The sequence below is a fragment of the Opitutus sp. sgz309028 genome, from assembly GCF_059821195.1.
Genome location: NZ_JCAMRR010000003.1, coordinates 506081 through 529693 on the forward strand (window position 1 = coordinate 506081; position 23613 = coordinate 529693).

General features: G+C 65.5%; 20 protein-coding genes and 1 pseudogene. 7 read left to right on the forward strand and 14 right to left on the reverse strand.

Annotated features, from left to right (window positions below):
• Positions 1-28: 28 nt before the first annotated feature.
• A pseudogene (locus tag AC6RV7_RS13790) lies at positions 29-1267 on the forward strand (TCR/Tet family MFS transporter); the annotation flags it as partial.
• Positions 1268-1315: 48 nt separating this feature from the next.
• On the opposite strand, the gene AC6RV7_RS13795 reads toward AC6RV7_RS13790, so the two are convergent.
• The 6 genes from AC6RV7_RS13795 to AC6RV7_RS13820 form a co-directional block, all read right to left on the reverse strand.
• A complete protein-coding gene (locus tag AC6RV7_RS13795; RefSeq protein ID WP_500094587.1) occupies positions 1316-2110 on the reverse strand; it encodes a DUF899 domain-containing protein in 795 nt (264 codons plus the stop codon).
• Positions 2111-2172: 62 nt separating this feature from the next.
• Complete coding sequence (locus AC6RV7_RS13800) at positions 2173-3366, reverse strand: RNA polymerase sigma factor (protein ID WP_500094588.1); 1194 nt, start codon at positions 3364-3366, stop codon at positions 2173-2175.
• Positions 3363-3737: a YciI family protein gene (locus tag AC6RV7_RS13805; protein ID WP_500094589.1), complete on the reverse strand. Its 375-nt coding sequence runs from the start codon at positions 3735-3737 to the stop codon at positions 3363-3365. The genes AC6RV7_RS13800 and AC6RV7_RS13805 overlap by 4 nt, the downstream gene beginning before the upstream one ends.
• Positions 3738-3802: 65 nt before the next feature.
• Entirely contained in the window at positions 3803-5350 is a 1548-nt protein-coding gene (locus AC6RV7_RS13810) for a hybrid sensor histidine kinase/response regulator (RefSeq protein ID WP_500094590.1), read from the reverse strand.
• 172 nt (positions 5351-5522) lie between these two features.
• The gene (locus AC6RV7_RS13815; protein ID WP_500094591.1) at positions 5523-6890 is read right to left on the reverse strand and encodes a Gfo/Idh/MocA family protein; all 1368 of its coding nucleotides are present in this window, start codon (positions 6888-6890) and stop codon (positions 5523-5525) included.
• Positions 6865-7599, reverse strand: coding sequence for a 3-keto-disaccharide hydrolase (locus tag AC6RV7_RS13820; RefSeq protein ID WP_500094592.1), 735 nt, complete (start codon positions 7597-7599; stop codon positions 6865-6867). Before AC6RV7_RS13820 ends, AC6RV7_RS13815 begins: the two co-directional genes overlap by 26 nt.
• Before the next feature lie 288 nt (positions 7600-7887).
• On the opposite strand from AC6RV7_RS13820, the gene AC6RV7_RS13825 reads away from it, so the two are divergent.
• Positions 7888-8418 (forward strand): hypothetical protein, encoded by a 531-nt coding sequence (locus AC6RV7_RS13825; RefSeq protein WP_500094593.1) that lies wholly within the window; start codon positions 7888-7890, stop codon positions 8416-8418.
• On the opposite strand, the gene AC6RV7_RS13830 is transcribed toward AC6RV7_RS13825, so the two are convergent.
• Both AC6RV7_RS13830 and AC6RV7_RS13835 read right to left on the reverse strand, forming a co-directional pair.
• On the reverse strand, positions 8415-9209 hold the full coding sequence (locus tag AC6RV7_RS13830) for a 3-keto-disaccharide hydrolase (RefSeq protein WP_500094594.1): 795 nt from the start codon (positions 9207-9209) through the stop codon (positions 8415-8417). The two genes, AC6RV7_RS13825 and AC6RV7_RS13830, sit on opposite strands and share 4 nt — an antisense overlap.
• Positions 9210-9214: 5 nt before the next feature.
• Positions 9215-9901: a polysaccharide deacetylase family protein gene (locus AC6RV7_RS13835; protein WP_500094595.1), complete on the reverse strand. Its 687-nt coding sequence runs from the start codon at positions 9899-9901 to the stop codon at positions 9215-9217.
• Between the two features lie 353 nt (positions 9902-10254).
• On the opposite strand from AC6RV7_RS13835, the gene AC6RV7_RS13840 reads away from it, so the two are divergent.
• A complete protein-coding gene (locus AC6RV7_RS13840) occupies positions 10255-11007 on the forward strand; it encodes a PRC-barrel domain-containing protein (RefSeq protein WP_500094596.1) in 753 nt (250 codons plus the stop codon).
• Positions 11008-11149: 142 nt separating this feature from the next.
• Positions 11150-11479: a nuclear transport factor 2 family protein gene (locus AC6RV7_RS13845; RefSeq protein ID WP_500094597.1), complete on the forward strand. Its 330-nt coding sequence runs from the start codon at positions 11150-11152 to the stop codon at positions 11477-11479.
• Between the two features lie 59 nt (positions 11480-11538).
• Here AC6RV7_RS13845 and AC6RV7_RS13850 read toward each other — a convergent pair whose 3' ends face one another.
• Together AC6RV7_RS13850 and AC6RV7_RS13855 are read right to left on the reverse strand one after the other, a co-directional pair.
• A complete protein-coding gene (locus AC6RV7_RS13850; protein WP_500094598.1) occupies positions 11539-12960 on the reverse strand; it encodes a Gfo/Idh/MocA family oxidoreductase in 1422 nt (473 codons plus the stop codon).
• A 151-nt stretch (positions 12961-13111) separates the two neighbouring features.
• A complete protein-coding gene (locus AC6RV7_RS13855; protein ID WP_500094599.1) occupies positions 13112-13495 on the reverse strand; it encodes a DUF2917 domain-containing protein in 384 nt (127 codons plus the stop codon).
• A 110-nt stretch (positions 13496-13605) separates the two neighbouring features.
• Between AC6RV7_RS13855 and AC6RV7_RS13860 the strand changes: the two genes are divergently transcribed.
• Positions 13606-15090 carry an aminotransferase-like domain-containing protein gene (locus AC6RV7_RS13860; protein ID WP_500094600.1) on the forward strand — a complete coding sequence of 495 codons (1485 nt, stop codon included), beginning with the start codon at positions 13606-13608 and terminating at the stop codon, positions 15088-15090.
• Positions 15091-15114: 24 nt separating this feature from the next.
• Here AC6RV7_RS13860 and AC6RV7_RS13865 read toward each other — a convergent pair whose 3' ends face one another.
• Complete coding sequence (locus AC6RV7_RS13865; protein WP_500094601.1) at positions 15115-16356, reverse strand: DUF2264 domain-containing protein; 1242 nt, start codon at positions 16354-16356, stop codon at positions 15115-15117.
• 137 nt (positions 16357-16493) lie between these two features.
• Here AC6RV7_RS13865 and AC6RV7_RS13870 point away from each other — a divergent pair, with 137 nt between their 5' ends.
• Entirely contained in the window at positions 16494-17714 is a 1221-nt protein-coding gene (locus AC6RV7_RS13870; RefSeq protein WP_500094602.1) for a multidrug effflux MFS transporter, read from the forward strand.
• Between the two features lie 48 nt (positions 17715-17762).
• Positions 17763-18407, forward strand: a complete 645-nt coding sequence (locus AC6RV7_RS13875; protein ID WP_500094603.1) for a CDP-alcohol phosphatidyltransferase family protein — start codon at positions 17763-17765, stop codon at positions 18405-18407.
• Between the two features lie 19 nt (positions 18408-18426).
• Here the strand turns inward: AC6RV7_RS13875 and AC6RV7_RS13880 are convergent, their stop codons facing one another.
• The 3 genes from AC6RV7_RS13880 to AC6RV7_RS13890 form a co-directional block, all read right to left on the reverse strand.
• Entirely contained in the window at positions 18427-19761 is a 1335-nt protein-coding gene (locus AC6RV7_RS13880; protein ID WP_500094604.1) for a mechanosensitive ion channel family protein, read from the reverse strand.
• A 150-nt stretch (positions 19762-19911) separates the two neighbouring features.
• Positions 19912-22137, reverse strand: a complete 2226-nt coding sequence (locus tag AC6RV7_RS13885; RefSeq protein ID WP_500094605.1) for an NADP-dependent isocitrate dehydrogenase — start codon at positions 22135-22137, stop codon at positions 19912-19914.
• A gap of 107 nt (positions 22138-22244) precedes the next feature.
• A complete protein-coding gene (locus tag AC6RV7_RS13890; protein ID WP_500094606.1) occupies positions 22245-23519 on the reverse strand; it encodes a serine hydrolase domain-containing protein in 1275 nt (424 codons plus the stop codon).
• Positions 23520-23613: the final 94 nt, after the last annotated feature.

Here is a 23613-nt window from a genome sequence, read left to right on the forward strand (position 1 = left end):
CACCCGCTCTCGCCGGCCGCGCGATGCGTGTAATGCCCCGGTCATGACTTCACCGCGTCAGCCCGCGATCGGCTTCATCTTCGTCACGATGGTCCTGTCCGTCCTCGGATTCGGACTGTTGATTCCGGTGCTGCCGGATCTCGTGAAGGAGTTTCAGGGTGGCAGTTACGAGGCGGGTTCGCACGCGTATGGTTTCCTGGTCGGCACGTTCGCGTTGCTGCAGTTCATCGGTTCGCCAGTGCTGGGGGCGTTGTCGGATCGATACGGGCGTCGTCGCGTGATTCTGATTTCGCTGATCGCGACGAGCATCGACTACCTGATCATGGCCAACGCGCCCAACCTGACGTGGCTGTTCGTCGGGCGGATCGTTTCCGGCTTCACGGCCGGTGTGTTGGCGACGGCCAATGCTTATGTTGCCGACGTGACGCCGCCGGAAAAGCGGGCGCAAGGTTTCGGTCTGCTGGGTGCGGCATTTGGAATCGGTTTTATTCTCGGGCCGTTGCTGGGCGGCTTGCTCGGCTCGATCAATCTGCGACTGCCGTTCTGGTTTGCGGCGGGCTGCGCCGCGCTCAACTGGCTCTACGGCTACTTCGTGCTGCCGGAATCGTTGAAAGCGGAGAACCGCCGTGCCTTCGACTGGCGCCGGGCCAATCCGATCGGCGCGCTGAAGGCGCTCGGACGCTTTCCCACCGTGCGCAGTCTCGCCGACTCGTATTTCATCCTGATGTTGTCGCAGACGCTGCTGTATTCGACGTGGGTGCTCTACATGGGGTATCGCTACGGTTGGAGTTCCGGCCAGGTGGGACTCTCGCTGGGACTCGCGGGCGTCATGTCGGCGCTGGTGCAGGCCTTCTTCGTGCGCCGGATCGTGCCCAAGATCGGCGACAAACGCGCGGCGATTCTCGGCTTCAGTCTCACCATTGTGGCCCTGATCGGTTACGGCCTCGCGAGTCGGGGGTGGATGATCTACGCCATCATCCCGCTCGGCGCGCTCGGCGGCATCACCGCGCCGTCGCTCCAATCGTATCTGACGAAACACGTGCCGCCGGACGAACAAGGCGGTGTGCAGGGCGTTTTCAGCGGGCTGTCGAGCCTCGCGGGAATACCCGGGCCGCTGATCGGCACCTGGAGTTTCGGGTGGGCGGTCGGGATCGCGGATCATCCAGCGTGGGCGGGACTGCCGTTTTTCGAGGGCGCGCTGATGGTGTTCCTCGCGGCGCTCCTGGCGCTGCGCGCTTTTCGTCTCGAGCCGAAAAGCGCGGGGTGAGCCACAGGTGGAGCGACCGCGCTTCTGCGGGCTCGAAGGGATCGAGGTTCAATCGCAGGCGCGGCAAAACGAACCTCGGGGCGGCGTGTAGCCCACGGTCGTGTCGACGGGTTCGTTTTCGTGATACCGATCGTGATAACGCACCCAGGCCATGCTGAAGGCGTAGGCGTCTTCGTCGCGGCCTTTCGGCGTGAGGTCGAGCCAGCGATACGTGCCGATGGCGGGCTCGCAGCCGCGGGAATAAGCGGAGTAGGTGTGAAACACATTTCCGGCGTCGTCGCGGGCGAAGACACTGATGCCGGGCAACTCCTCGACCGGCAGCGGTCCGGCGGGGAAGGTTTGAAAATTATACGTGACGCGTCCGGCCTCCATGTCCTCGCGCGAGAACGAGACGTTGAAGTCGCGATTGAAATCCGACCCGTGCGACGAAACCCAGTTGAACGCCCAGCCCATGCGGCGGCGAAACGGCGCGATCTCCGCATAGGGCGCGCGGGAAATCGCGGCAAACTCGGTGTCGCGCGCGTGCAGGTGCGGCAGCGCGCCGTCGGTGTGATCCATCGCGAACGAGCAGCTACGGCAACCTTCCTGCCAACCGGGACCCAGCATAAAGTGATAGACGATCAGCTGGTGGTGCGGCCCGAAAAGTTCCGCGAGCGTGGCGGGGCCGTGCTCGCCTTCGAACCGGTAGTTTTTCTCGATCTTCACCCGGGGAAGCTGACGGCGTTCGGCCGCGACGGCGTCCTGCAGACGGGTGAGCTCCTTTTCCCGGGCGAGCAGTTGACGACGCGCGTCGAGCCATTCGGAGGGAGAGACGATGCGGGGGAGGGATGAGGATGTGTTCATGACCACCGATCAGTCGAACGGCCTCGTGGCGTTTCGACGCCCGCCGAAAATATCGCCCGCCATCAGTGCGAAATCTCCTGCAGCCGGCGCTCGAGAAAGTGGCGTTCCGGCTCCGATTGCACGAGGCGGAGCGCGGCACGATACGCGGTGGCGGCCTCCTCGCGGCGGCCGAGCTGCCGCAACAAGTCCGCTCGTGCGGCGGGCAGGAGATGATAACCCGGAAGATCGATCTGCTCCATCAACTCCAGACCGCGGGCGGGACCTTCGACCATCGCGATCGCGACCGCGCGGTTGAGCTCAATCACCGCCGAGGGCTGGCGCCGCGCCAGTTGCGTGTAAAGCGCGGCGATCTGCGACCAGTCGGTTTGCGCAAACGTCGGCGCCTGGGCGTGAAGCGCGGCGACCGCGGCCTGCAACGCATACGGCCCGGCCGGGCCTTCGCGCAAAACCGTCTCGACGATCGCGGCGCCTTCCGCGATCTGCGGGCGGTTCCATTGCGAGCGATCCTGGTCTTCAAGTCGCACGAGCGAGCCGTCCGCGTCCGTGCGCGTGTGGCGCCGCGCATCGGTGAGGAGCAAAAGCGCCAGCAGTGCGTGCGCTTCGCGTTCGCGCGGGAGCAACGTAGCCAGCTCGCGGCAGAGCCGGATGGATTCCTCGCAAAGGTGAGCGCGCACGAGAGTCGGGCCGGCGCTCGCGCTGTAGCCTTCGTTGAAGACCAGATAAATCACCGCGAGCACGGAGGGCAGGCGTTCGTCGAGCGCGTCCTCGTCGGGCACCTCGTAGGGAATGCCGGCGAGTTTGATCTTGGCTTTGGCGCGGACGATCCGCTGGGCCAGGGTTGGGACCGGCAGCAGGAATGCGCGGGCGATCTCCTCGGTGGTGAGGCCGCAGACGGTGCGCAGCGTGAGCGCGACCTGCGCCTCGACCGCGAGCGCGGGATGACAGCAGGTGAAGATGAGGCGCAGGGTGTCCTCGGGAATGGGCGCGTGCTCCTCAGGGGCGGCGAGCGTGATCATCTGACGGTGTTTTTCCTCGGCCAGCGTGCGCCGGCGAATCTGGTCGATGGCTTTGTTGCGGGCGGCGGTGTAGAGCCAGGCGGCGGGATTCGCCGGAAATCCGTGCACGGGCCATTGAGCTTGCGCGGCGGCGAACGCATCCTGAACCGCATCCTCCGCCAGACTGATGTCGCGGGCGACGCGGATGACGCTGGCGAGAATGCGCCCGTAATCGCGACGATACAGCTCGCCGAGATTCACGGTTGATCGGAGCGCCGCACGCCGTCCGGTATGATCGGGCGAAGCTCGAGCGAGAAACCGGCCGGAAGCGAGGGGAAACGGCGGGCCTGGGCGATCGCCTCGTCGAGGTCCTGGCACTCGAGCACGACGAGGCCGGCGAGAATTTCCTTCGTTTCGGCAAACGGCCCGTCGGAGAGCACGAGTTTCCCGTTTTGTTCGCGCAACGTGGTCGCCGTGACGGTCGGCTGCAGTCGCATCGCGCCGCTGGCCCGGCCGGTCGCCTCGAGTTGTGAATACCAGTCGGCGCATGCGTTGCGCAGCCGGTTCTGCTCCTCGGGGGGCAGCGAATGGAAGTCGGCTTCGTGGTGATAAACGAGCATCGCGTATTGCATCGAAGAAGGGTGGTTCGGAGAGAGTCGATTGGCGCGGCGAGAAATCGACCGCGATCCGCGGCGCGTCAGCGGGAGGGAAGCATGGCCGTCAGCGCCTGCTGAAGCGCGTCCGCCGAGAACGGTTTTGCGAGCGCACCGCTGAAGCCGAGCGAGCGGTAGTCGCGGAACGCACTTTCCTGAGTGTAGCCGGACATCAGGATCGCGCGGACCGACGCGTCGCCGGCGCGCAGCTGCCGCAGCGCATCCGCGCCGCCGAGTCCGCCCCGCACCGTCAAATCCAGCATCAGCGCGTCGAACGGCCGGCCGGCGGCCGCGGCCTCGCGGTAAACCGCGACCGCCTGCGCTCCGTCAGCGACGGCTTGGACGTCATAGCCGAGCTGCCGAAGCGCCATTTCCAGCGCATCCCGGAACAGTTGCTCGTCGTCCATCACGAGAATCCGGGCTTTGGATACGCGAGCCGGGCTTTCGGGGTGGTGCCCGGCTGAGGTCCGCGAGCTGGCCGGCAGATAAAAGGTCACGATGGTGCCATGGCCCGGCAGCGATTCGACGGCGATGCGACCGTGATGTTTCTGCACGATCGTGCGGCAGATGCTGAGGCCGAGGCCCATGCCTTTCTGATTGCCCCGCTGTTTCGTGGAAAAATACGGATCGAAGATCTTCGGCAGGATCGAACCCGGGATGCCCGCCCCCTCGTCGACGATCTGAAAGCGCACGTAATCGCCGGCGGGCAGATCGGGCACGCTCTTTTCGTCCGCGATGAAATTCCGCGCGAAGAGACGGACCCGCGAACCGGGTGCGCTGGCCTCGCGGGCGTTCAAGGCGAGGCTGCGGATCAGCTGGCCGAACTGTGTCTCGTCGACCTCGACTGGCCAGAGATCGGAGGCAATCTCGCATTCTCCGCGCAGGGCGGAGCCGCTCAACGCGATCCCGAACGCCTCGCGCACCGGCGCTCGCACATCGCTGATGCGACGACTGGGAATGCCGCCATCGGCGAACGCGATGAACTGCTGCGTGAGCGCTCGCGCGGCGTCGATCGTCTGTTTCGCCTGCTGGATGTGAAACTCCTGCTGGGCAGTGGTCGCTTCGCAGAGGCCGATCATCTCGACGTTGAGCAGCAGCGTGGCGAGGAGGTTGTTGAAATCGTGTGCGATGCCGCCGGCGAGGATCCCGGTCGACTCGAGTTTGCTCAACACGAGCCGCTCATCCTCGAGCAACCGCCGCTCGGTGATGTCCCGCGCGATCGCGAACACGGTGGTCGCCCCGGGTTCCACCACGGATTGCCACGAGAGCCAGCGATACGAGCCGTCCTTGCAAAGGTAGCGGTTCTCGAGGCCGCGCACAGGCTTGCCCTCCGCGAGCGACGCGCGCGCCGCGAGGGTGCGGGCGCGATCCTCCGGGTGCATGAAATATTCGACCGGATGCGCCAGCAACTCCGCCTCCGACCAGCCCATGACGCGCGTCCAGGACGGGTTGACGCGTTTGAAATAGCCGTCGAGTCCGGCGATGCACAGGAGGTCGAGCGAAAGGTTGAACAACCGGTCGTAGTCCGCCGCGTCACGCGACGCCGGGGACGAATCTTCCGGCGATGACGATGAACGGGCGGAATTCTCCATGTCCGCTGTTTACGCCGCAGACCCGCCGCGGCAATCACGGGTTTTCCGCGGCGAAATTGAAGTGCAACATCGGCGCCTTGCCCGATCGCGGCGCGGCGAACGCCGCCGCGATCCGCCGCCCGGTCGGCCGCGGCACCGCATGCGTGGCCAACTCGGGCAGTCCGCTGCCGGCTCAAAGCGCCCAGCCGGGCCGATAGCTGTAGTGGAGGAGCTGGTTCGCACGTTCGTCGTTGGTGAACGCGAAGCGGTCGCGATCCCATTGCAGAGGGCGGCCGCCGTGGCGCACGCAAGCGGCGCCGAGAAGAACGGTTTCGGTCAACGGTCCGGCGAAACCGAAATTCGACCGCGTGGGCGAACCGGTTTTGCACGCGGCAACCCATTCGGCGTGATGCCGCTCGAGCGCGGTTTGGTCGGACGGCGGCCGCCGGTATTTTTCCTTTCCGCCGGTGAGAATCCGCGGATGTTCGCCGCCCCAACCTTCGACGAGAATTTTGCCGTTGTCGCCGACCAGCAGGATGCCGTCCTCCGGATCGAGATCGCTGCCCGTTTCGAGCTCGGCGGGGCGCTCCGGCAGGAGTCCGCCGTCATACCAGTGCAGCGCGACGGGCGGCCGGCCGTGACGGGCGGGAAAACGATAATGAACGACCGACGCGAGCGGCACGCTGTCGCCGACCTGCGGAGTTGAACTGGCGGAGACGCTCTCGGGGGCGTCGAGTTGCAGGCAGGAAAAAACGGGCGCGAGATTATGAATGCCCATGTCGCCGAGTCCGCCCGAGCCGAAATCCCACCACCCGCGCCAGCGGAACGGAGCATAGTCCGGATGATAGGGACGAAACGGCGCCGGCCCCAGCCACAGATCCCAGTTGAGCGTCGGCGGCACCGGCGGCGTCTCGGTCGGGCCTTCGACGCCCTGCGGCCACCATAGCGGGACCTTCCCGCGCTGCGTGGGGCGATCGGACCAGACGTGGACTTCCCGCACCGGTCCGATGGCACCATCGCGGATCCACTGGTCCAGCTGGCGGTTGCCGGCAAAGGTCATGCCTTGGTTTCCCATTTGCGTCGCCACCTTCGCCTCACGCGCGGCGGTGGCGATGGTGCGCGCTTCGAAGACGGTGCGCGTGAGCGGCTTTTCGCAGTAAACGTGTTTTCCCAGCTTGAGCGCTGTCATCGTGACCACGGCGTGCAGGTGATCGGGCGTGGCCACGATCACGGCGTCGATGCTCTTCTCGCGGTCGAACATCACGCGAAAGTCCTGGTAGCGTTTCGCCTGCGGATACTCGGCAAACGTGGCCGCGGCGTTGACGTCATCCACATCGCAGAGTGCGACGATGTTGTCGTTCACGTGCGGCCGGAGGTCGGCATTGCCCTGACCGCCGAGGCCGACGGCGGCGATGTTCAGACGGTCGTTCGCGCCGGGAGTGCCGTTGCCGCCGAGCACGCGACGCGGGAGGATCATGAAGGCGGCGGCTGCGGTGGCGGCGGAGCCGACGAAACGCCGGCGGGTGGTGCCGGAATCAGGGTGCGGGTGGGGCATGGTCATGGGGATTTTCCGGGTCGAGACGGGTGATCTGGATGTGACGGAACCACACTTCGTCGCCCTCGCTTTGCAGGGCGATGTGGCCGTGGCGGTTCTTCATGAAGAGCGGCGCCTGGGCAAACTTGGTGCCGCGGATGAGGGCGCGCAGCTCGGGGCTGTCCCAGTCGTAGGCCACGACACTAACGCCGTTCAGCCAGTGTTCGACGTGGCCGTCACGGCTGACGATCCGCACGCGGTTGTATTCACCGGTTGGATTCAGGAGATCGCGGCGCGACGGCGCGATGAGATCGTAGAGACCGCCGGCGGAGGTTTTCGGCTGGAGCCCGTCGGGATGGTGCGGGTCATCGTTGATTTGCATCTCCGGCCCGGACCAAAACGTCTCCGTGCCCGCTTCGGTGACGCCATACATGATCCCGCTGTTGGCGCCGGGCGCGACTTTCCATTCCAGCTCGAGCTCGAAGTCGGTGTAGCGCTCGCGCGTGATCAGGTCGACCTTGCGGCCCTTGATGCTGTGCAACTCCCCGTTTTCGCAGGTCCACTGTTCGCGCGGAAAGGCATCGCGGCGGAACGCGCGAAAGGCCGTCGTGATCTTCTCGCACGTGTCGAGGGTTTCCACCCGGGGCGCGGCGATACCCGTGGTCAGCGCGGCGCCAGCCAGCAGCAGGCCGGCGAAAGCGGCGCGGAGCAAACCCGTCACGAGCAGGGAAGGCATCGGAGCGAGGAAGTTGCGGAAACAGTGAACGCGAAGGCCGCAGGACTCAAAGCCGACCTTGCGATTTCCGCCCCGCTTGCAGGTCATCGGCGCCGAAGCCGGCCAATAAACGCGCACCAAAAAACGCGAAGAAAAAACCGCTTTTTTCCCGGCAAGATCGGCCTATCTTTGCGGATGGCTCCGGCGTGCGAAGGCGCTGAAGCCGGGGCCTGAGGAGATCATTCAACGGTGCGGAGAAGAATTTCCGGCGCAAACCGGGAACCTGCTCCGGACAAACCCATTCACCCCATGCGTGCCTCACTCCTGGTTTCATCCTTCGGCTGCTGGCTGGTGGCGGCGCTGCTGGCGTCCACCGCCTCCGCGGCGGAGATGCAGTTAAAAACGGTCGACCTGACGGGCGACTACGAGGACAGCGGTTCGGTGGTGTCCGCCACCTCGGACGAGATGGCGCAGGAGCCTTTCCTGTCGGCGTTGGTGCGGCTGGAGTTCGACTCGAAGCTCGCTGCGATTTACCACGATCAGACTGCGCGCATCCGCATCAAGCACGTGCCGGGCTCGCTGGAGATCCAGATCATCGACCGCGACGGCGAGGTGAGCTGGCGCGGCCAGTGGGGCGAGCGCACGGGTTATGTGCAGCGGGGCAGCAGTGTCGTCCTGCGTTTTCGGCGGGAGTCGCCGGCCAACGAGGAGGTTCTGTTCACGTTCGAACCCGTCGCGTCGCGGCAGTTGTTGCAGGTGACGGTGCAGCGGATCGAGACGACGATTCTCGGTCCGATGGTCCGCCAGAAAGGCGAATATCTGTTCCCGCGGATGCCCTAGCGATCGAGCGGGCGCAGGCGGATGTTGCGGAACCAGACCGGTTGCGACTCCGCCTGCAGCGCGATGTGGCCGCAGCTGAGCTGCAACGGCGCGCCGCGGGCGAGGAGCGGCTGCGCTTCGGAGCTTTGCGGGTCGAGTTGCGGGTGTTGGTAACGTAGCACCTCGCGACCGTTCACGCGGTGGATCACCTCGTCGTTGCCGTGCACTTCGATCTCGACGGCGATCCAGGTGTCGAGCGGCGACAGCGTGCTGCCGGTGGCGTCGATGATGTGATCGGTGACGAGCTGGCCTTTGCGCTCGAGATTGGTGCCGGGCGTGCAGACATTGCCCGTCTGCCGGCCGGCGGAGGTGCCTTCGGCGAGAAACTGGAACTCGAGACTGGCCGGCCAGAGCTGGTCGCGGCTCATGCTGAGGGGCGACTGCGAGTGGATCATCACGCCGCTGTTCAGGTGGGCCCAGCGGGGCGCGTCCGGCATCGCGCGACCGGTGAAGCGATACTCCAGCCGCAGGATGTAGCGTGAGTAGGGGATTGTTGAATACAAGTGGGCGAACTGCTCGTCGAAGCGGTCGTAGCCATCGTAGCTCACCTTGATGACGCCGTCCTCGACGCGAAACGTATTCGCGAAGTTCTCGCCGAGCGGATGTTTGGCGACTTTCACGATCCAGCCGTCGAGATCGCGGCCGTTGAACAGGGAGACCCAGCCGGATTCGCCGGCGGTTTCGCCGGCGCGGGCGGGACGCGACAGGCCGAGGCAAAGTGCGCCGACGGCAAGGAGCAGGAGGATTTTCATGACGGTCAGCGGAGGACGGCGCGTTGTTCGGGCGTAAGCGTATCGGCAAGCTGGCTGAAGGTGAGGAACTCGCAACCCTGGCGGCGGAGCTCCGCGAGAATGGCCGGCAGCTGGGCGAGGGTCTCCTCGCGCCATTCATGGCAGAGGATGACGGTGCGGTCCCGGATGCCGGTGGTGGCGTTACGCAGGATGCCCGCGGCATCGGTCGCGCGGTTCCAGTCGTCCGACGACACCAGCTGCAGGTGCGAAAGGGGCAGGTGTTTCAAGCCCGTGGGCTGCACGGCGGCGGCGATCCGGTCGTCCCATTCGAGAAACGGCGTCCAGAGCCACCGCGGCTCGCGCCCGGTCGCGGTCTTCACCGCGGCTTGCGTATCCAGGATCTCACGTCGGATGGCGGCGGCATCCAACTCCTTGAAATGCGGATGCGTGTAGGAGTGATTCGCGATCTCGTGGCCGGCGGCGACGGCGGCGCGGCAGAGCTCGGGATGGGCGGCGACGTAGCGGCCTTCGTGGGAGAAGGTCACATGGACCTGCTCCCGTGCGAGCAGCTCGAGGAACTGCGTCGAGGCCCCGGGCACGGGGCCATCGTCGAAGACGAGCGCGACGCGAAGGGGCGAGGAGGGAGCGGCGACGCCGGCGTGGACCAGGGCAGGGATGGCGACCGCGAGAAAGAAGAGCGGGGCGAATTTCATTCGCCGGGAAATTGCCGCAACGCTCCGGCAACCGCAAAGCGTTTGTCAGGTGCGACCTTGGACCCCGCGCCGGGCCGACGAGCGGGGAAGTGGGGCGCCCGTATCCAGAAACCATGGGGCGAACTCTCTCCGCGTGCAGGGTGCCCACGAACAACGCACGGGCGTTGCATCGTGCACCGGTTGCGGGGCGGCTTGCGCCGGCTCTCCGGGGAAAACGGCGTTGGCACGCCGAATGCGAAAGGGGGAAGCGTTCACAGGCACGCACCCACGTGCCGCTCATGAGGCCGCGCTTAAGGATGCGGGTCGACATGTGGAAATCGCAACGGCGGCCCCGCCGCCAATCCCCAACTACCATGAACCAGAAAAAAATCACCTCCCTGATCGCCATCAGTTCACTCCTGCCGATCGCGGCGTGGAGCCAGACTTCCGGTTCGACCGGGAGCAGCGGACGCAGCTCGAACAGCGGTTCGTCCGCGACCCAAAGCTCCGGCTCGACCTCGAACAGCGATTGGCAGCGCCAGAACAACGCCAGCTCCACCGGCACCACCAGCTCCAGCGGTTCGATGTCCAACAATAACAACTACAACTCCGGCAAGCGCGATCGCGCGTCGACGGGCTCCGCGATGAACTCCGGCAGCGCGTCGCAATGGGATCATTCGAGCGTCGCCGGCGGCGTCGCTTCGATCCAGCGCGTGAAACAGGATGACCTTGAGAATCGCCTGACGGCAGAGTCGGTGATCGGCAAGGAGGTGGTGGATCGCGACGGCAACAAGATCGGCACGATCAAGGATATCGGCCTCGCGTCGGTGCTGCCGGCGTCGTTGCAAGATGCGACGAACCGCATGGCCATGTCGGGCAGCTCGACCGCCCCTCGCACCTCGGGCACGTCGGCATCGACGGGTTCGTCGATGGATGCGTCGCAGGGCGAGGCCAAGGTTTATATTTCCGTGGGCGGATTCCTCGGCATGGGTGACGATCTCGTGGCCGTTCCGGCCTCGCAGCTCCGGCGCGATTCGACGGATCGCGACAACTTCCGCCTCGATGTGACGCAGGATCAGATCAAGAGCATCGCCGATCGCGATTCCGGTTATTCGGCCGCGGAATAATCCGGGCTCAACGCCGTTTGCTCGGTTGACTTCGAGAGCCGGTCCGCGGGCCGGCTCTTTTTTTTTCAGGAAAACGGACGGAAGAATTCGACAATTCCTGGTGACATAGGGCTGTCAGGAGCCGCTGCTAGACTTGCGGCGCATGACCACGCTTTCCCTTCCTCCGCTCCTTGCCGCCATGGTGGCGGCGCACAATGAACATGATGTCGATGCGTTTCTCGCCTGTTTCGCCGAGGATGCGATCGTGCGCGCCGACGGCGGCGTCTATTTCGGTCCCGCCGCGATCCGATCGTGGTTCGAGCAATTCAGCCGGCTTCGACAGCCGGTGCTCGAGGTTCACGAATTGTCGTCGCTTGATGGCGAACCGATGCTGACCGGCCGGCTGATCGAAGACGTGGCGGAGCGCTCGACCGTTCGCTACTGGTTGGGCGTGGACGGCGACAAGATCGTCGCGCTGAAAATCATCCGCTAAAAAAAAACGCAGCGCCGGCGCGATGCCGGTGCTGCGTTTTCAGGAAGAGCAAGGGTTGCTCAGAGGATCTCGCTCGGCGACCAGCCGCGGCGATAGGTCGGGTAGAGCAGCTTGTCGGCTTCGGGCAGACCAGTCGTCATGCGCTCCGCGTTCCACGAGAATTTCTTGCCGACGAGGATCGCGAGCGTGCCGAGGCAAACCGTCTCGGTGAACGGCACCGAATATTCGAAGTTGGAACCGGCGCCGTGCGGGTCGCCTGCGCGGATCGCGGTTGTCCATTCCTTGTGCGGATTGGCCTCGGGCACGCGCGGGATCGTGCGCGGCGGGAAGGTCGGCGCGAGCTGGCGGTGCAGCGTTTCGGGCACGATGCGCGGGCTGTTGCAGTAGTCGTTGGCGTCATACACGACCGCCTTGCTGCCGATGATGAGCTGACCGCCGTGGGCGAGCTCGCGGTTCGGCTCCATCGAGGCGGGCTTCTCCGGCTTCAGGCCGCCTTCATACCAAGTGAGTTTGACGGGCGGGAGATCGCCGCGCGCGGGGAAGTTGAACTCCACCATCGCGGAATTGGGAAACGCGATCGCGGTGGCGCCGTTGACCTGCTTCGGCTCGACGCTGGCCGGCGGGCCGAGACGCAGTGCCGTGTTGGCGGCGTCCATGATGTGGCACGCCATGTCGCCAAGCGCGCCGCAGCCGTATTCCTTGAAACCGCGCCACTTGAACGGATGGATCTCGCTGCTGAACGGGCGCTGCGGAGTGCGGCCGAGGAACGAATCCCAGTCGAGCCCGGCGGGCGTCGGCTCGGGCTTGGGCCACTCGGCCATGCCTTGCGGCCAGACCGGACGATTGGTCCAGATCTCCACCTGCCGGACGTCGCCAATGACGCCGGCGTTGAACCATTCCGTGACGAGTCGCACGCCTTCGCCCGCGTGGCCCTGGTTGCCCATCTGGGTGCAGACGCCGTTGAGGCGCGCGAGCCGCAGGAGCTCGCGGGCTTCGCCGACTGTCTGCGTGAGCGGCTTTTGCACGTAAACGTGTTTGCCCATCATGATCGCCATGTAGGCGGGCAGGAAGTGCATGTGATCGGGCGTCGCGATGCCGACGGCATCGATCTGATCGTCCATTTCCATCAGCATCTTCCGAAAGTCGGTGTAGAGCCTGGCGTTCGGGAAAGTGGCTTTCAGCTGCGTCATCGCCGAAGGCTGCTCCTGCTTCACGCCATTGACCCATTGGGTCTGGGGCCAGCCCTTCAGATCGATGTCGCACAGCGCCACGACCTCTTCGTCGCGGTGCGCCATGATATCGCTGAAGCCCTTGCCACCGCAGCCGATCTGGGCGATGCGGATTTTCGCGCCCGGCGCGATGGGACGGGGACGGCGGGGATTTTGTTGCAGGCTGACGCATCCGGGCAGCCCGAGAATCGCGGCCACGACGGCCGAGAATTTGATGAAGTCGCGACGATTGAGGGTAGTATAGTCTGACATGAGGTAAGCGTGGTCTGATGAAAGACGCGTGGCGCCGCCGTTGGATGCGGCGGCCTTCGTGGTTGCGACGAGTAACGGCGAGTCGCCGGCGGGAGGCGATCCGAAAAACGGTCGCCTCGCTGCCCTCGTCGGCGCGATGCGGGGAAGCCGATCAGCGCTGACGCCGCACCGTCAACTCGGCGTCCTCGGTGGCCTGCACGATCACCGGCCAGCGATCCTTGCTCAGCGCAAATTGGCTGCCGCGTTCGAGCAGGATATCGGTCTCGGCTGGCGTTTCGGTCAGCCACACCGAGCCCTGCCGCACTTCCAATCGGCAGACGCCGGAACGGGCCGTAAAGCGCAGCAACTCATCGCGTCGCAACCAGATCGTGCGCAGGCAAGGGGGTTCGTTCAGCCACGAAACCGTGCCGCACAGCCGGTAGTAGTCGGCCAGCAGCGCCGCGAATTTTCGCGCCGCGAAGCCGATGCAGGCAACGGTTTGGGACCAGATTGGGGCGGACGAAAGGCGGCGCGGACGCGGGGGGAAGCGGTGCATGCGCCAGCATAGCCGGCCGGGCGGACCTCGGGGAGACACAGCCGAAACGAAACGCAGGTTGCACAGCACTGCGGCGATGCGATCTGTATAAGGACGTTTTTCGCCGCGCTGTGACTGTGCACCGCGACGCCGGCCGGGATACACTGCGGGTTTCGATGCGCTCGATCCTGCAGCCCGGCAACGAACCGATTTACCAACGACTGGCCAATCTCATCGAACGCATGATCGCCGAGCGCGCGCTGCGTCCCGGCGATCGCGTGCCGTCGGTCCGCCAATTCAGCGTGCAGCAACGCGTGAGCGTGCCGACGGCCCTGCGGGCGTATGCGACGCTGGAGATGCGCGGCTTCCTCGAAGCGCGGCCGAAGTCGGGCTTTTACGTGCGGGCGCGGCTCGCGAATTTCGACCCGCCGCGGGCGGCGGCCGTGGCCGCGAAGGTGACGGATTTTTCCCACACGGATCCGTTCGCCTCGCTGCTCGCGGATTTCGGCGCGGCGGACCTCGTGCCGCTCGGCGGCGCGGTGCCGAGCGCGGAGTTGCTGCCGGGGCCGAAACTGGCGCGGATCATGGCGGCGATCGCGCGCCACTCGAAGACGGCGGGAAACACCTATGACATGCCGCCCGGCGCGGAAACGTTGCGCCGCGCCATCGCGCGCCGGTCGCTCGAGTGGGGCTGCGCGTTGCAGGCGGACGACCTCATTGTGACGGTCGCCGCCACGGAAGCGCTGTCGCTCGCGCTGCGGGTGACATGCGAGCCGGGCGACACGGTGGCGGTGGAGTCGCCGACGTATTTCGGGCTCGCGCGCATGCTCCGCGAGCTGCGGCTGAAGGCGTTGCCCCTTCCGGTCGACAGCGCGACCGGCGTGGACCTCGAGGCGCTGACCCGCGCGCTGCGTCGGACCAGGATCGCGGCGTGCGTGGTGAATCCGAATTTCCAGAACCCCGTCGGCTTTCTCATGCCGGACGAGCACAAGCGACAGCTCGTGCAATTGCTCGCAGCGCGCGGCATCGCGATCATCGAGGATGACGTTTATGGCGACCTGCAACACGCGGGCGTCCGGCCGCGCTGCCTGAAGGCCTTCGATCCGGACGGAAGCGTGATTCTTTGCGGCTCTTACTCAAAGTCCCTCGCGCCGGGCTACCGCGTCGGCTACCTCGCAGCGGGTAAATGGCACGAACGGGCGCTGGCGTTGAAGCGCATCAGCACGCTCGGCGGAGCCACGCTCCCGACGCTTGCCATTGCCGAGTTCCTCCGCAACGGCGGTTACGACCGCTATCTGCGATCGATCCGCCAGTCTTACCGCCAGCAGGTGGAGCGGATGCGTCAGACCATCGCGGAAAGTTTTCCGGCCGGCACGCGCCTCTCGCGACCGGCCGGCAGCTTTTTGCTCTGGTGCGAGCTGCCGGACAAAGTCGACGCGCTGAAGCTGTCGCAACGCGCGCGACAAGCCGGCATCAGCATCGCACCCGGTCCGCTGTTTTCGCCGGACGGTGGCTTTCGAAATTTCGTCCGCATCAACTGTGGCCACGCCTGGAACCCGCGCATTGAGTGTGCGGTGGGCCTGCTCGGGCAGCTGGCCAAACAGATGTCGGTGTGAGGATGCCGCCGGCGGGATGGGGCGCTATTTCTTCTTTTCGGAATAGGCGTGGTCGGCGGCGATGTCCGTGCCGTTCCAGATTTTTTGCTGCGTCCACGCCTCGGCGGGTTCCGTCCAGAAAGGATCGTCCGGCGGCAGCCCGAGATGAACCAGACCCGCGGTGCAAAGATAGAGACTGCCTGTCGCGATGTAGCCTTCGCGAATCGAGGGCTGATGTCCTACCGCGCCAACTTGCAGCCAGCCGCCGGCATCGAACGTGCCCGGCGCCTCGATCATCCGGCGAATCACGGCCGTGAGCGCGCCACGCACGGCGGCCGGTTTCAATTCCGCGGGCAATTCGTGCTGCAGCGCGACCTGCGCGAGGTGCTGCAGCGCACCGAAGCGATACGCGCTCGAGCGACCGATCACGGGAAACGTGCCTTCGGGCGAGATCAGGCGTTCCTGCACCACGGCGTAGCGGCGGGCGCGGGCCAGCACCGCCGGCAGGTGCGCGCCGAGCGGATGGCCGCGCCGCCCGCAGACGCGGAGCACGTCGACGAGCATCGGCTGGATCACGTAACTGTTGTAGTAGTCCCAATGATACACGGGGCCGTCGCCGTAGGTGCCGTCGCCGACATACCACTCGAGGTGTTTGGCGACGGCGGTTTCGATCGGCGCGAAGTCGCACTCGCCGCTGAATTCCCAGAGGGCGGCTTCGACCATCGCGGAAAACAGGAGCCAGTTGCTTTGTCCCGGCTTGATCGCGCGTGACGCGCGCAAGGCGTCGAGCACGCGGGCGCGCTGCGGCGGCGTCAGCCGGCCCCAGATTTGCGTCGGGGCGCGGAGCAGGGCGTGCGCGAGAAACGCGGTGTCCACCAGCGGCTGCCCGCCCTGCTGCGAAAAATTCAGAAAATCCGGCGACTGCGGATCGGTGATGCTGGCCACGCCATGGACGGCGCGCTCGATCCACACCGCTCGCTGCCGGCCCTCGGCCGAGTCGTCGGGGCCGAGTTCGAGCCAAGGCGCGACGCCCGTCAGCGTGCGGGCAAACGCCTCCAGATGCGTGAACGCCGCCCGATCCTTTTCCCAAGGGTGAACGGGGAGGCTCGTCTTGAGCCGTCCCTCGGCGGCCGCGGCGAGCACGGGGCCCGCAACGCGCTGGAGCGTCGCGAGCGTAAATGCGCGGTCCGCGGCGCCGGTTTGGAGCGCGCCAGGGGTGGAAAAACCCGGCAGCACGGCGGCGCTGCAAAAGGCCAGCAACAGAAGGGGTTTCGTGACGTTCACCATGGTCGCAGCGAAAAAGGCCGGGAGCTTCGAGGCGATGAGAATTGGCGGATTCCACCATTCGAAAACTCGGACAATGCGAACACGGTGGGATTTGCGGCGCGTCCGACAGTTCTGCACGATTCACCCCTTTTCGTTACATGACGCCACGGCCGCCACCTGCCCAGAACCATCGGGGACTCGCCGCGCTCCTTGCGGCCTTGTCGGCCGTGGGGCCGTTTTCCATCGACGCGTATTTGCCGTCGATGGGCGAGATCGGGGAGAAATTGCACGCGGATCCGCTCGCGGTGCAGCAGACGCTCACGGCCTACATGCTGCCGTTCGCAGTGATGACGCTGTGGCATGGCGCGATCTCGGATGCGCTCGGGCGCCGTCGCGTGATCCTGTGGGGCACGGCGCTGTTCGCCCTCGCGTCGGTCGCGTGTGCGCTGGCGCCGACGATCGATTTGCTGCTGCTGTTTCGCGCGCTGCAGGGCATGACGGCGGGCGCGGGCGTCGTGGTGGGACGCGCGATCGTGCGCGACCGGTTTCATGGTGCGGAGGCGCAGCGGGTAATGTCGCAGATCACGCTGACGTTTGCGCTGGCGCCCGCGATCGCGCCGGTGTTGGGCGGCTGGCTGGAGGTGCTGTTCGGGTGGCGCGCGGTGTTCGTGTTTCTCGTGCTCTTCGCGGGCACCTGCTGGTTGCTGTGCCGGTTCATGCTCGAGGAAACGTTGCCGCCGGAGCGGCGGCAGCCGCTGAATCCGCTCTTTCTGCTGAAATCGTATTTTCACGTGCTGACCTCGCGCCGCTTCGTCGCGCTTTGTCTGACCGTGACGCTTAACTTCACCGGCTTCTTTATCTACGTGGCGTCCGCCCCCGTGTTTCTCGGGCAGCATTTGCATGTGTCGGCGACGGGGTTTCTCTGGCTCTTCGGACCGGCGACGATCGGGATGGCGATCGGATCGTGGCTGTCGGGCCGATTGGCGGGAAAATGGTCGCCGCGACGGACGTTGAGCGTGGCCTTCGGCTTGATGGGCGTGGCGACGGTGTGGAACTTCGCTTTTCATTTCCTGCACGCGCCGGGGCTGCCGTGGAGCGTGGCGCCGCTGACGTTGTATGTCCTCGGGATGTCGCTGTCGTTTCCGACGCTCACGCTGCTCGCGCTCGACCTGTTTCCGGTGCAACGCGGGCTGGCGGCGTCGTGTCAGGCCTTTGTCCAGACGTCCGGTGCAGCGCTGAACGCAATCCTCGCGCCGCTGGTCTGGAGCAGCGTGCGCGCCCTCGCGGTGACGCAGGTGGTGGCGCTCGCGCTGGCGTTCGCGGCGCTGCTGATCCACGGCTGGCGGGCGATTCCGCGCGCGGTTCACCGCGCCGCGTAGCGGAAAACGCGGAACGGGCCGGCGGCACGCCTGACAAAATTTGGCGTCATGTCCGTGCACCCGATCGACCCTGCCCCGGCGCGTCCGCACCGGTTTTCGATGATCCGCTCCTTCGTGCTGGCCGACGTGCTGACGCTGGGCAACGGCTTTTGCGGCAGCGGTTCGGTGCTGGCGGCGATGCAGTATCTGGTCACGGGTGAGGATGGCTGGCTGGAACTCGCCATGGCGCTGCTGCCGATCGCGCTGGTGTTCGATTTCGCCGACGGTCGCGTGGCGCGTTGGCGGCGGCGATCGTCGTTACTGGGCGCGGATCTGGATTCGCTCGCGGACGTGATCTCCTTCGGACTGGCGCCCGCGGCGCTGGGATTCGCGGTTGGACTGCGCGGGGCGCTCGACGTGGCGATCCTGCTTTATTTCGTGGCCTGCGGAATCAGCCGTCTGGCGCGTTTCAATGCCACGGCGGATGCGCTTTCCGACGAAAGCGGCAAGGTGAAGTATTTCGAAGGCACGCCGATTCCTTCCAGCGTCTTGATCGTGGTCCTGCTCGCGATCCTTCATTTCGCCGGCCGCACGGGACTCGATCTCTGGCTCGGCGCGTGGGACCTCGCCGGGCTGACGCTGCATCCGCTCTCGCTGATCTACGTGCTGAGCGGCAGCGCGATGATCAGCACGATGCGCGTGCCGAAATTGTGAGCCGACGACGGGGGGCGGATTAGTTGCGCGCGACCGGCCCCGGGACGGTCGGGACGGCGGGCGGCGGCATCGGTTCGGGCAGGGCGGGCGCTGGAATGAAGCGGCTCGCGAGTGTTTGCAGATCGTGGCCGACCGGCTGTTGGAAGACGCGGAGGCCGAACTGCGGTAGCACGGCCAGGAGGTGATCGAAGATATCGGCCTGCACGGACTCGTGCACGACCCAGCGGACGTCCTTGGTAAACAAATACAGTTCCAGCGGCAGGCCGTGTTCGCCGGGCGCGAGCTGGCGGACGAGCAGGAGCATGTCCTGATTCACCCCCGGATGCGCGCGGAGGTAGGCGAGGCAGTAGGCGCGGAACGTGCCGAGATTCGTCAGGCGGCGGCCGTTGCCGAGCACGCCGAGGTCCTCGCCGAGGCTGCGATTCTCGGCCTCGATCTCCGCGATCTTTTCCGCGAGGTAGCCGCGCAGGAGGCGGAACTTGCGCCAATGCGACAGCATCTCCTCGTCGGCGAACCGGATCGATTGCATGTCGAGATTGATCGCGCGTTTGATGCGGCGTCCGCCGGATTCGAACATGCCGCGCCAGTTCTTGAACGACTCGGAAATCAGCGAGTAGGTCGGAATCGTCGTGATCGTCTTGTCCCAGTTCTGCACCTTCACCGTCGTGAGCGAGACATCGATGACGAAGCCGTCGGCACCGGCCTTTGGCATCTCGATCCAGTCGCCGACCTGGACGAGCTGGTTGACGGAAATCTGGATGCCGGCGACGAAGCCGAGCAGCGCGTCCTTGAAGATCAGGAGCAGCACCGCGGTGAGCGCGCCCATGCCCGAGAAGATGTAGATCGGGGATTTGTCGAGCAGCAGGGCGAGGATGTAGATGCTGCCGACAAGGCAGCCGACGAGCTTCAGCGCCTGCACGAAACCCTTGAGCGGGACCCGGCTGCCGAACGGCGTCTTAGCGGCAATCGCCTGGGCGCCGTTGAGAATGGCGCTGCCGACCGAGAGACCGATGACGACGAGATAAATGGTGACGAACGTATCGAGCAGCGCGTGCATGGCCGGCGTCTCGCCGAGGATGTCGCCGCCGAAAACGTGAAACACCAAGGCGGGCGCGAGGTGCGAAAGCCGCGTGAACACGCCCGCCGCGAGCATGGCATCGTCCCACGTCGCAGAACTGCGTCGGATCAATCCCGACACGGCGCGCAGGATCACGCGCTTGGCGATCAGATCGACGAGCCAGGCGAGGCCGATAAGCGCAATGAAGGCGATCACTCGCGCCCCGAGATTGGCGTCGTGCGGGGCCAGTCCGGCGCGCTGCAGGTTGAGCTGAAGGAATTCGACGAGACCGTCCATGGTCTCATTCGAAACCGCGGACGGTCACGCGCGAGCTTTAATCTTCAAGGTGCTGCTTTTGAACGCCGCCGAGTCGGCCGCCGGCTGATTTGCCTGCGGCCTGCCAACGCCAATCGCGAACCGCCCGACGGGGACGTCGGGCTCCACCTGCTAGAGCTGGGCGAGGATTTGGTTGAGCGTCGCGCTCGGGCGAAGCGCGGCGGAGGCCTTGGCTTCGTCCGGCTGGTAGTAGCCGCCGATGTCGACGGGTTTGCCTTGGACGGCGATCAACTCCTCGACGATCTGCTTTTCGTTGGCCGCGAGCTTCTCGGCGATCGGCGCAAAGGCCTTGGCGAGATCGGCGTCCTGTTGCTGCGCGGCGAGCGCCTGCGCCCAGTAGAGCGCGAGGTAAAAATGCGAGCCGCGATTGTCGATCGTGCCGAGTTTGCGACCGGGGGACTTGTCGTTCTCGAGGAACTTGCCGTTCGCGGTGTCGAGGGTGTCGGCGAGAACTTTGGCCTTCGCGTGTTTCGCGACGATCGAGAGATGTTCAAAACTCGCCGCGAGCGCGAAGAATTCGCCGAGGCTGTCCCAGCGGAGATAGTTTTCCTGGACGAACTGTTCGACGTGTTTCGGCGCGGAGCCGCCGGCGCCGGTTTCGAAGAGGCCGCCGCCGTTCATCAGCGGGACGATCGAAAGCATCTTCGCGCTGGTGCCGACCTCGAGGATCGGGAAGAGGTCGGTGAGATAATCGCGGAGGACGTTGCCGGTGACGCTGATCGTGTCCTGGCCGGCCTTCAGGCGCTCGAGCGTGAAGGTGCACGCGGCGGCCGGCGCGAGGATGCGGAGGTCGAGGCCGTTGGTGTCATGCTCCGCCAAATACGCCTTCACTTTCACGATGAGCTGCGCGTCGTGGCCGCGTTTCTCGTCGAGCCAGAACACGGCGGGCGTCTGCGAGAGGCGGGCGCGGTTGACGGCGAGTTTCACCCAGTCGCGGATGGCGGCGTCCTTCGTCTGGCAGGCGCGCCAGATGTCGCCCTCGGCGACGGCGTGTTCGAGATAGACACGGCCGGCGTCGTCGACGACGCGCACGCGACCGGCGGCAGGAATCTGGAAGGTCTTGTTGTGAGAACCGTATTCCTCGGCGGCTTGCGCCATGAGGCCGACGTTGGGCACGGAACCCATCGTCTTCGGATCGAACGCGCCGTGTTTCTTGCAGAACTCGACCGTCGCCTGATAGACGCCGGCGTAGGAGCTGTCGGGGATCACCGCGAGCGTGTCCTGCAGCTTGCCCTGGGCGTCATACATCTTGCCGCCGGCGCGAATCATCGCGGGCATGGAGGCGTCGACGATCACGTCGCTGGGCACATGGAGATTCGTGATGCCGCGGTTGGAGTTGACCATCGCGACCGCGGGGCCGCCGGCGTAGGTGGCCTGGATGTCGGCCTCGATCGCGGCCTTCTTGTCGGCGGGAAGTTTTTCCAGTTTCGCGACGAGATCGCCGAAGCCGTTGTTCAGATCGACGCCGATTTCGGCGAAGGTCGCGGCGTGTTTGGCGAGGAGACTCTTGAAATACGCGCGAACGGCGTGGCCGAAGATGATCGGGTCGGAGACCTTCATCATCGTGGCCTTCAGGTGTACGGAAAAGAGAACGTTGTCCTGTTTCGCGAGAGCGACCTGCGCCTCGAGGAAACTGTCGAGGGCCTTGCGGCTCAGGAACGTGCCGTCGAGGATTTCGCCTTCCTTCAACGCGAGCTTCGGCAGCAGCGTCTTCGTCGCGCCGTCGGCGCCGACGAATTCGATCTTAACGGTCGTGGCGGCGGGGATCGTGACGGATTTTTCGTTCGAGTAGAAATCGTCGCGGCCCATGGTGGCGACGCGCGTCTTCGAGTCGGGCGACCACTTGCCCATCGAGTGCGGGTGCTTGCGGGCGTAGTCCTTCACGGCCTTAGGCGCGCGGCGGTCGGAGTTGCCCTCGCGGAGCACGGGATTCACGGCGGAACCCTTCACCTTGTCGTAGCGCGTCTTGATGTCCTTCTCGGCGTCGGTCTTTGGCGATTCGGGATAGTCGGGGACCTTGTAACCGTGGGCCTGGAGTTCGGCGATCGCTTCCTTCAGCTGCGGAATCGAGGCCGAGATGTTGGGCAGTTTGATGATGTTGGCTTCGGGTTTGAGCGTGAGCGCGCCGAGTTCGGCGAGGTGGTCCCCGATGCGCTGGGCTTCGGTGAGCGACTCGGGAAACACGGCGAGGATGCGGCCGGCGAGGGAGATGTCGCGCGTCTCCACCTGGATGCCCGCGTGTTTGGTGAACGCCTGCACGATCGGAAGCAGGGAGTAGGTCGCCAGGGCGGGAGCTTCGTCGGTCTTGGTGTAGATGATGGTCGGGGACGCGGGCATGGTAAGAAATGAAAGGTTTGACGTAAGGGATCGCCGCGAAAGCGGTCAAAGGCAAAGGAAGGACTTTGCCCGGACAATGCGAACGCGGCGATCGGCGGCGCGGAGACTCAGTTGGCGATCGCGGCGTAGTAGCAGTTCGTGAACGTCGCGAGGATGTCGTCCTGGTTGAACGGCATGTGCTGGGTCAACAGGATCGCGACGGTGCGTTCCTTCGGATCCATCTGCACGACAGTCGTCGCGGCGCCATCCCAGCCGAACGTGCCCGGTGTGCCGATCGTGGTGCTCGCGCCGAGGTCGGTGACAACGCGGACGCCCAGGCCGAAGCCCTGCGACGGAATATTGAACGGATGCGGCACCTTCAGGTGCGCGATATGGTTCTGCGTCATCAATTCGACGGTCTTGCGGCTGAGCAGGCGCACGCCATCGAGCTGGCCGCCGTTGAGGAGCATCTGCGCGAAACGCGCATAGTCCCCGGCGGTGGAAAACAATCCGCCGCCGCCGCTCAAAATTCCGCCCTCGGGCGTGGCGCGTTCGCGATTGGCCCAATCGTTGGGGACGAGTTTGCCGTCGGGTCCGCGCGAATACACGATGGCGAGCCGAGCGCGTTTTTCCGCGGGCACCCAGAAACCGGTGTCGCGCATCGCGAGGGGCTTGAAGATGCGCTCTTCGAAAAAGACATTGAGGCGCTGTCCGGAGACTTTTTCGACGATGGCGCCGAGCAGGTCGGTGTTGATGCCGTAACGGTAACGCGTGCCGGGTTGTTCGCTCAGCGGCAGCGTGGCGACGCGCGCGACGAATTCGTCGAGATTGGCGGCGTCCCAGATCTTTGCGCGGTTCATCAACTCCATCGGCACGGGCTCCGCCGACCAGGATTCGCCGTAATAGTAGCCCGCGGTATGCGTGAGCAGGTCGCGCACGGTGATCGCGCGTTCGGCGGGCGCCAGCACGGGGGCGTCGGCCGTGCCGCCGACGAGAACCTGGCGATCTTTCAACGCCGGCAGGAATTTCTCCACGGGATCGCCGAGCCGCAATTTTCCTTCCTCGAGCAGCATCAGAATCGCCGTCGACGTGATGATCTTCGACATCGAGTAGATGCGCACGATCGAGTCTTTCTGCATCGGCTTTTGCGCGGCGATGTCCTGCCAGCCGTGTGCGCGCCAGTCGACGATCTTGCCGTCGCGCGCGAGCAACTCGATGTAGCCGGAGTAGCTGCCGTTGTCGACGAACGTCCGCAGCGCGGCGTGAAGTTTGTCGAGCCGTTCGGGCGAGAAGCCGGCGGTCGCCGGATTGACGGTCGACATCGGCCAGGTGGACGCAGCCGAGCTCAAGAGCGGCGCGGCGCAAAGAACGAGGGTGAGACCAAGCGATTTGAACAGGTTCATGAGGGGAAGCGCCGGAACTCTGCACCTACTGCGTGGCGGAATACAGCAAAACGACGCCCGCCCGTGCGGCGGCCTCCTCTAATAATTGAGTGCG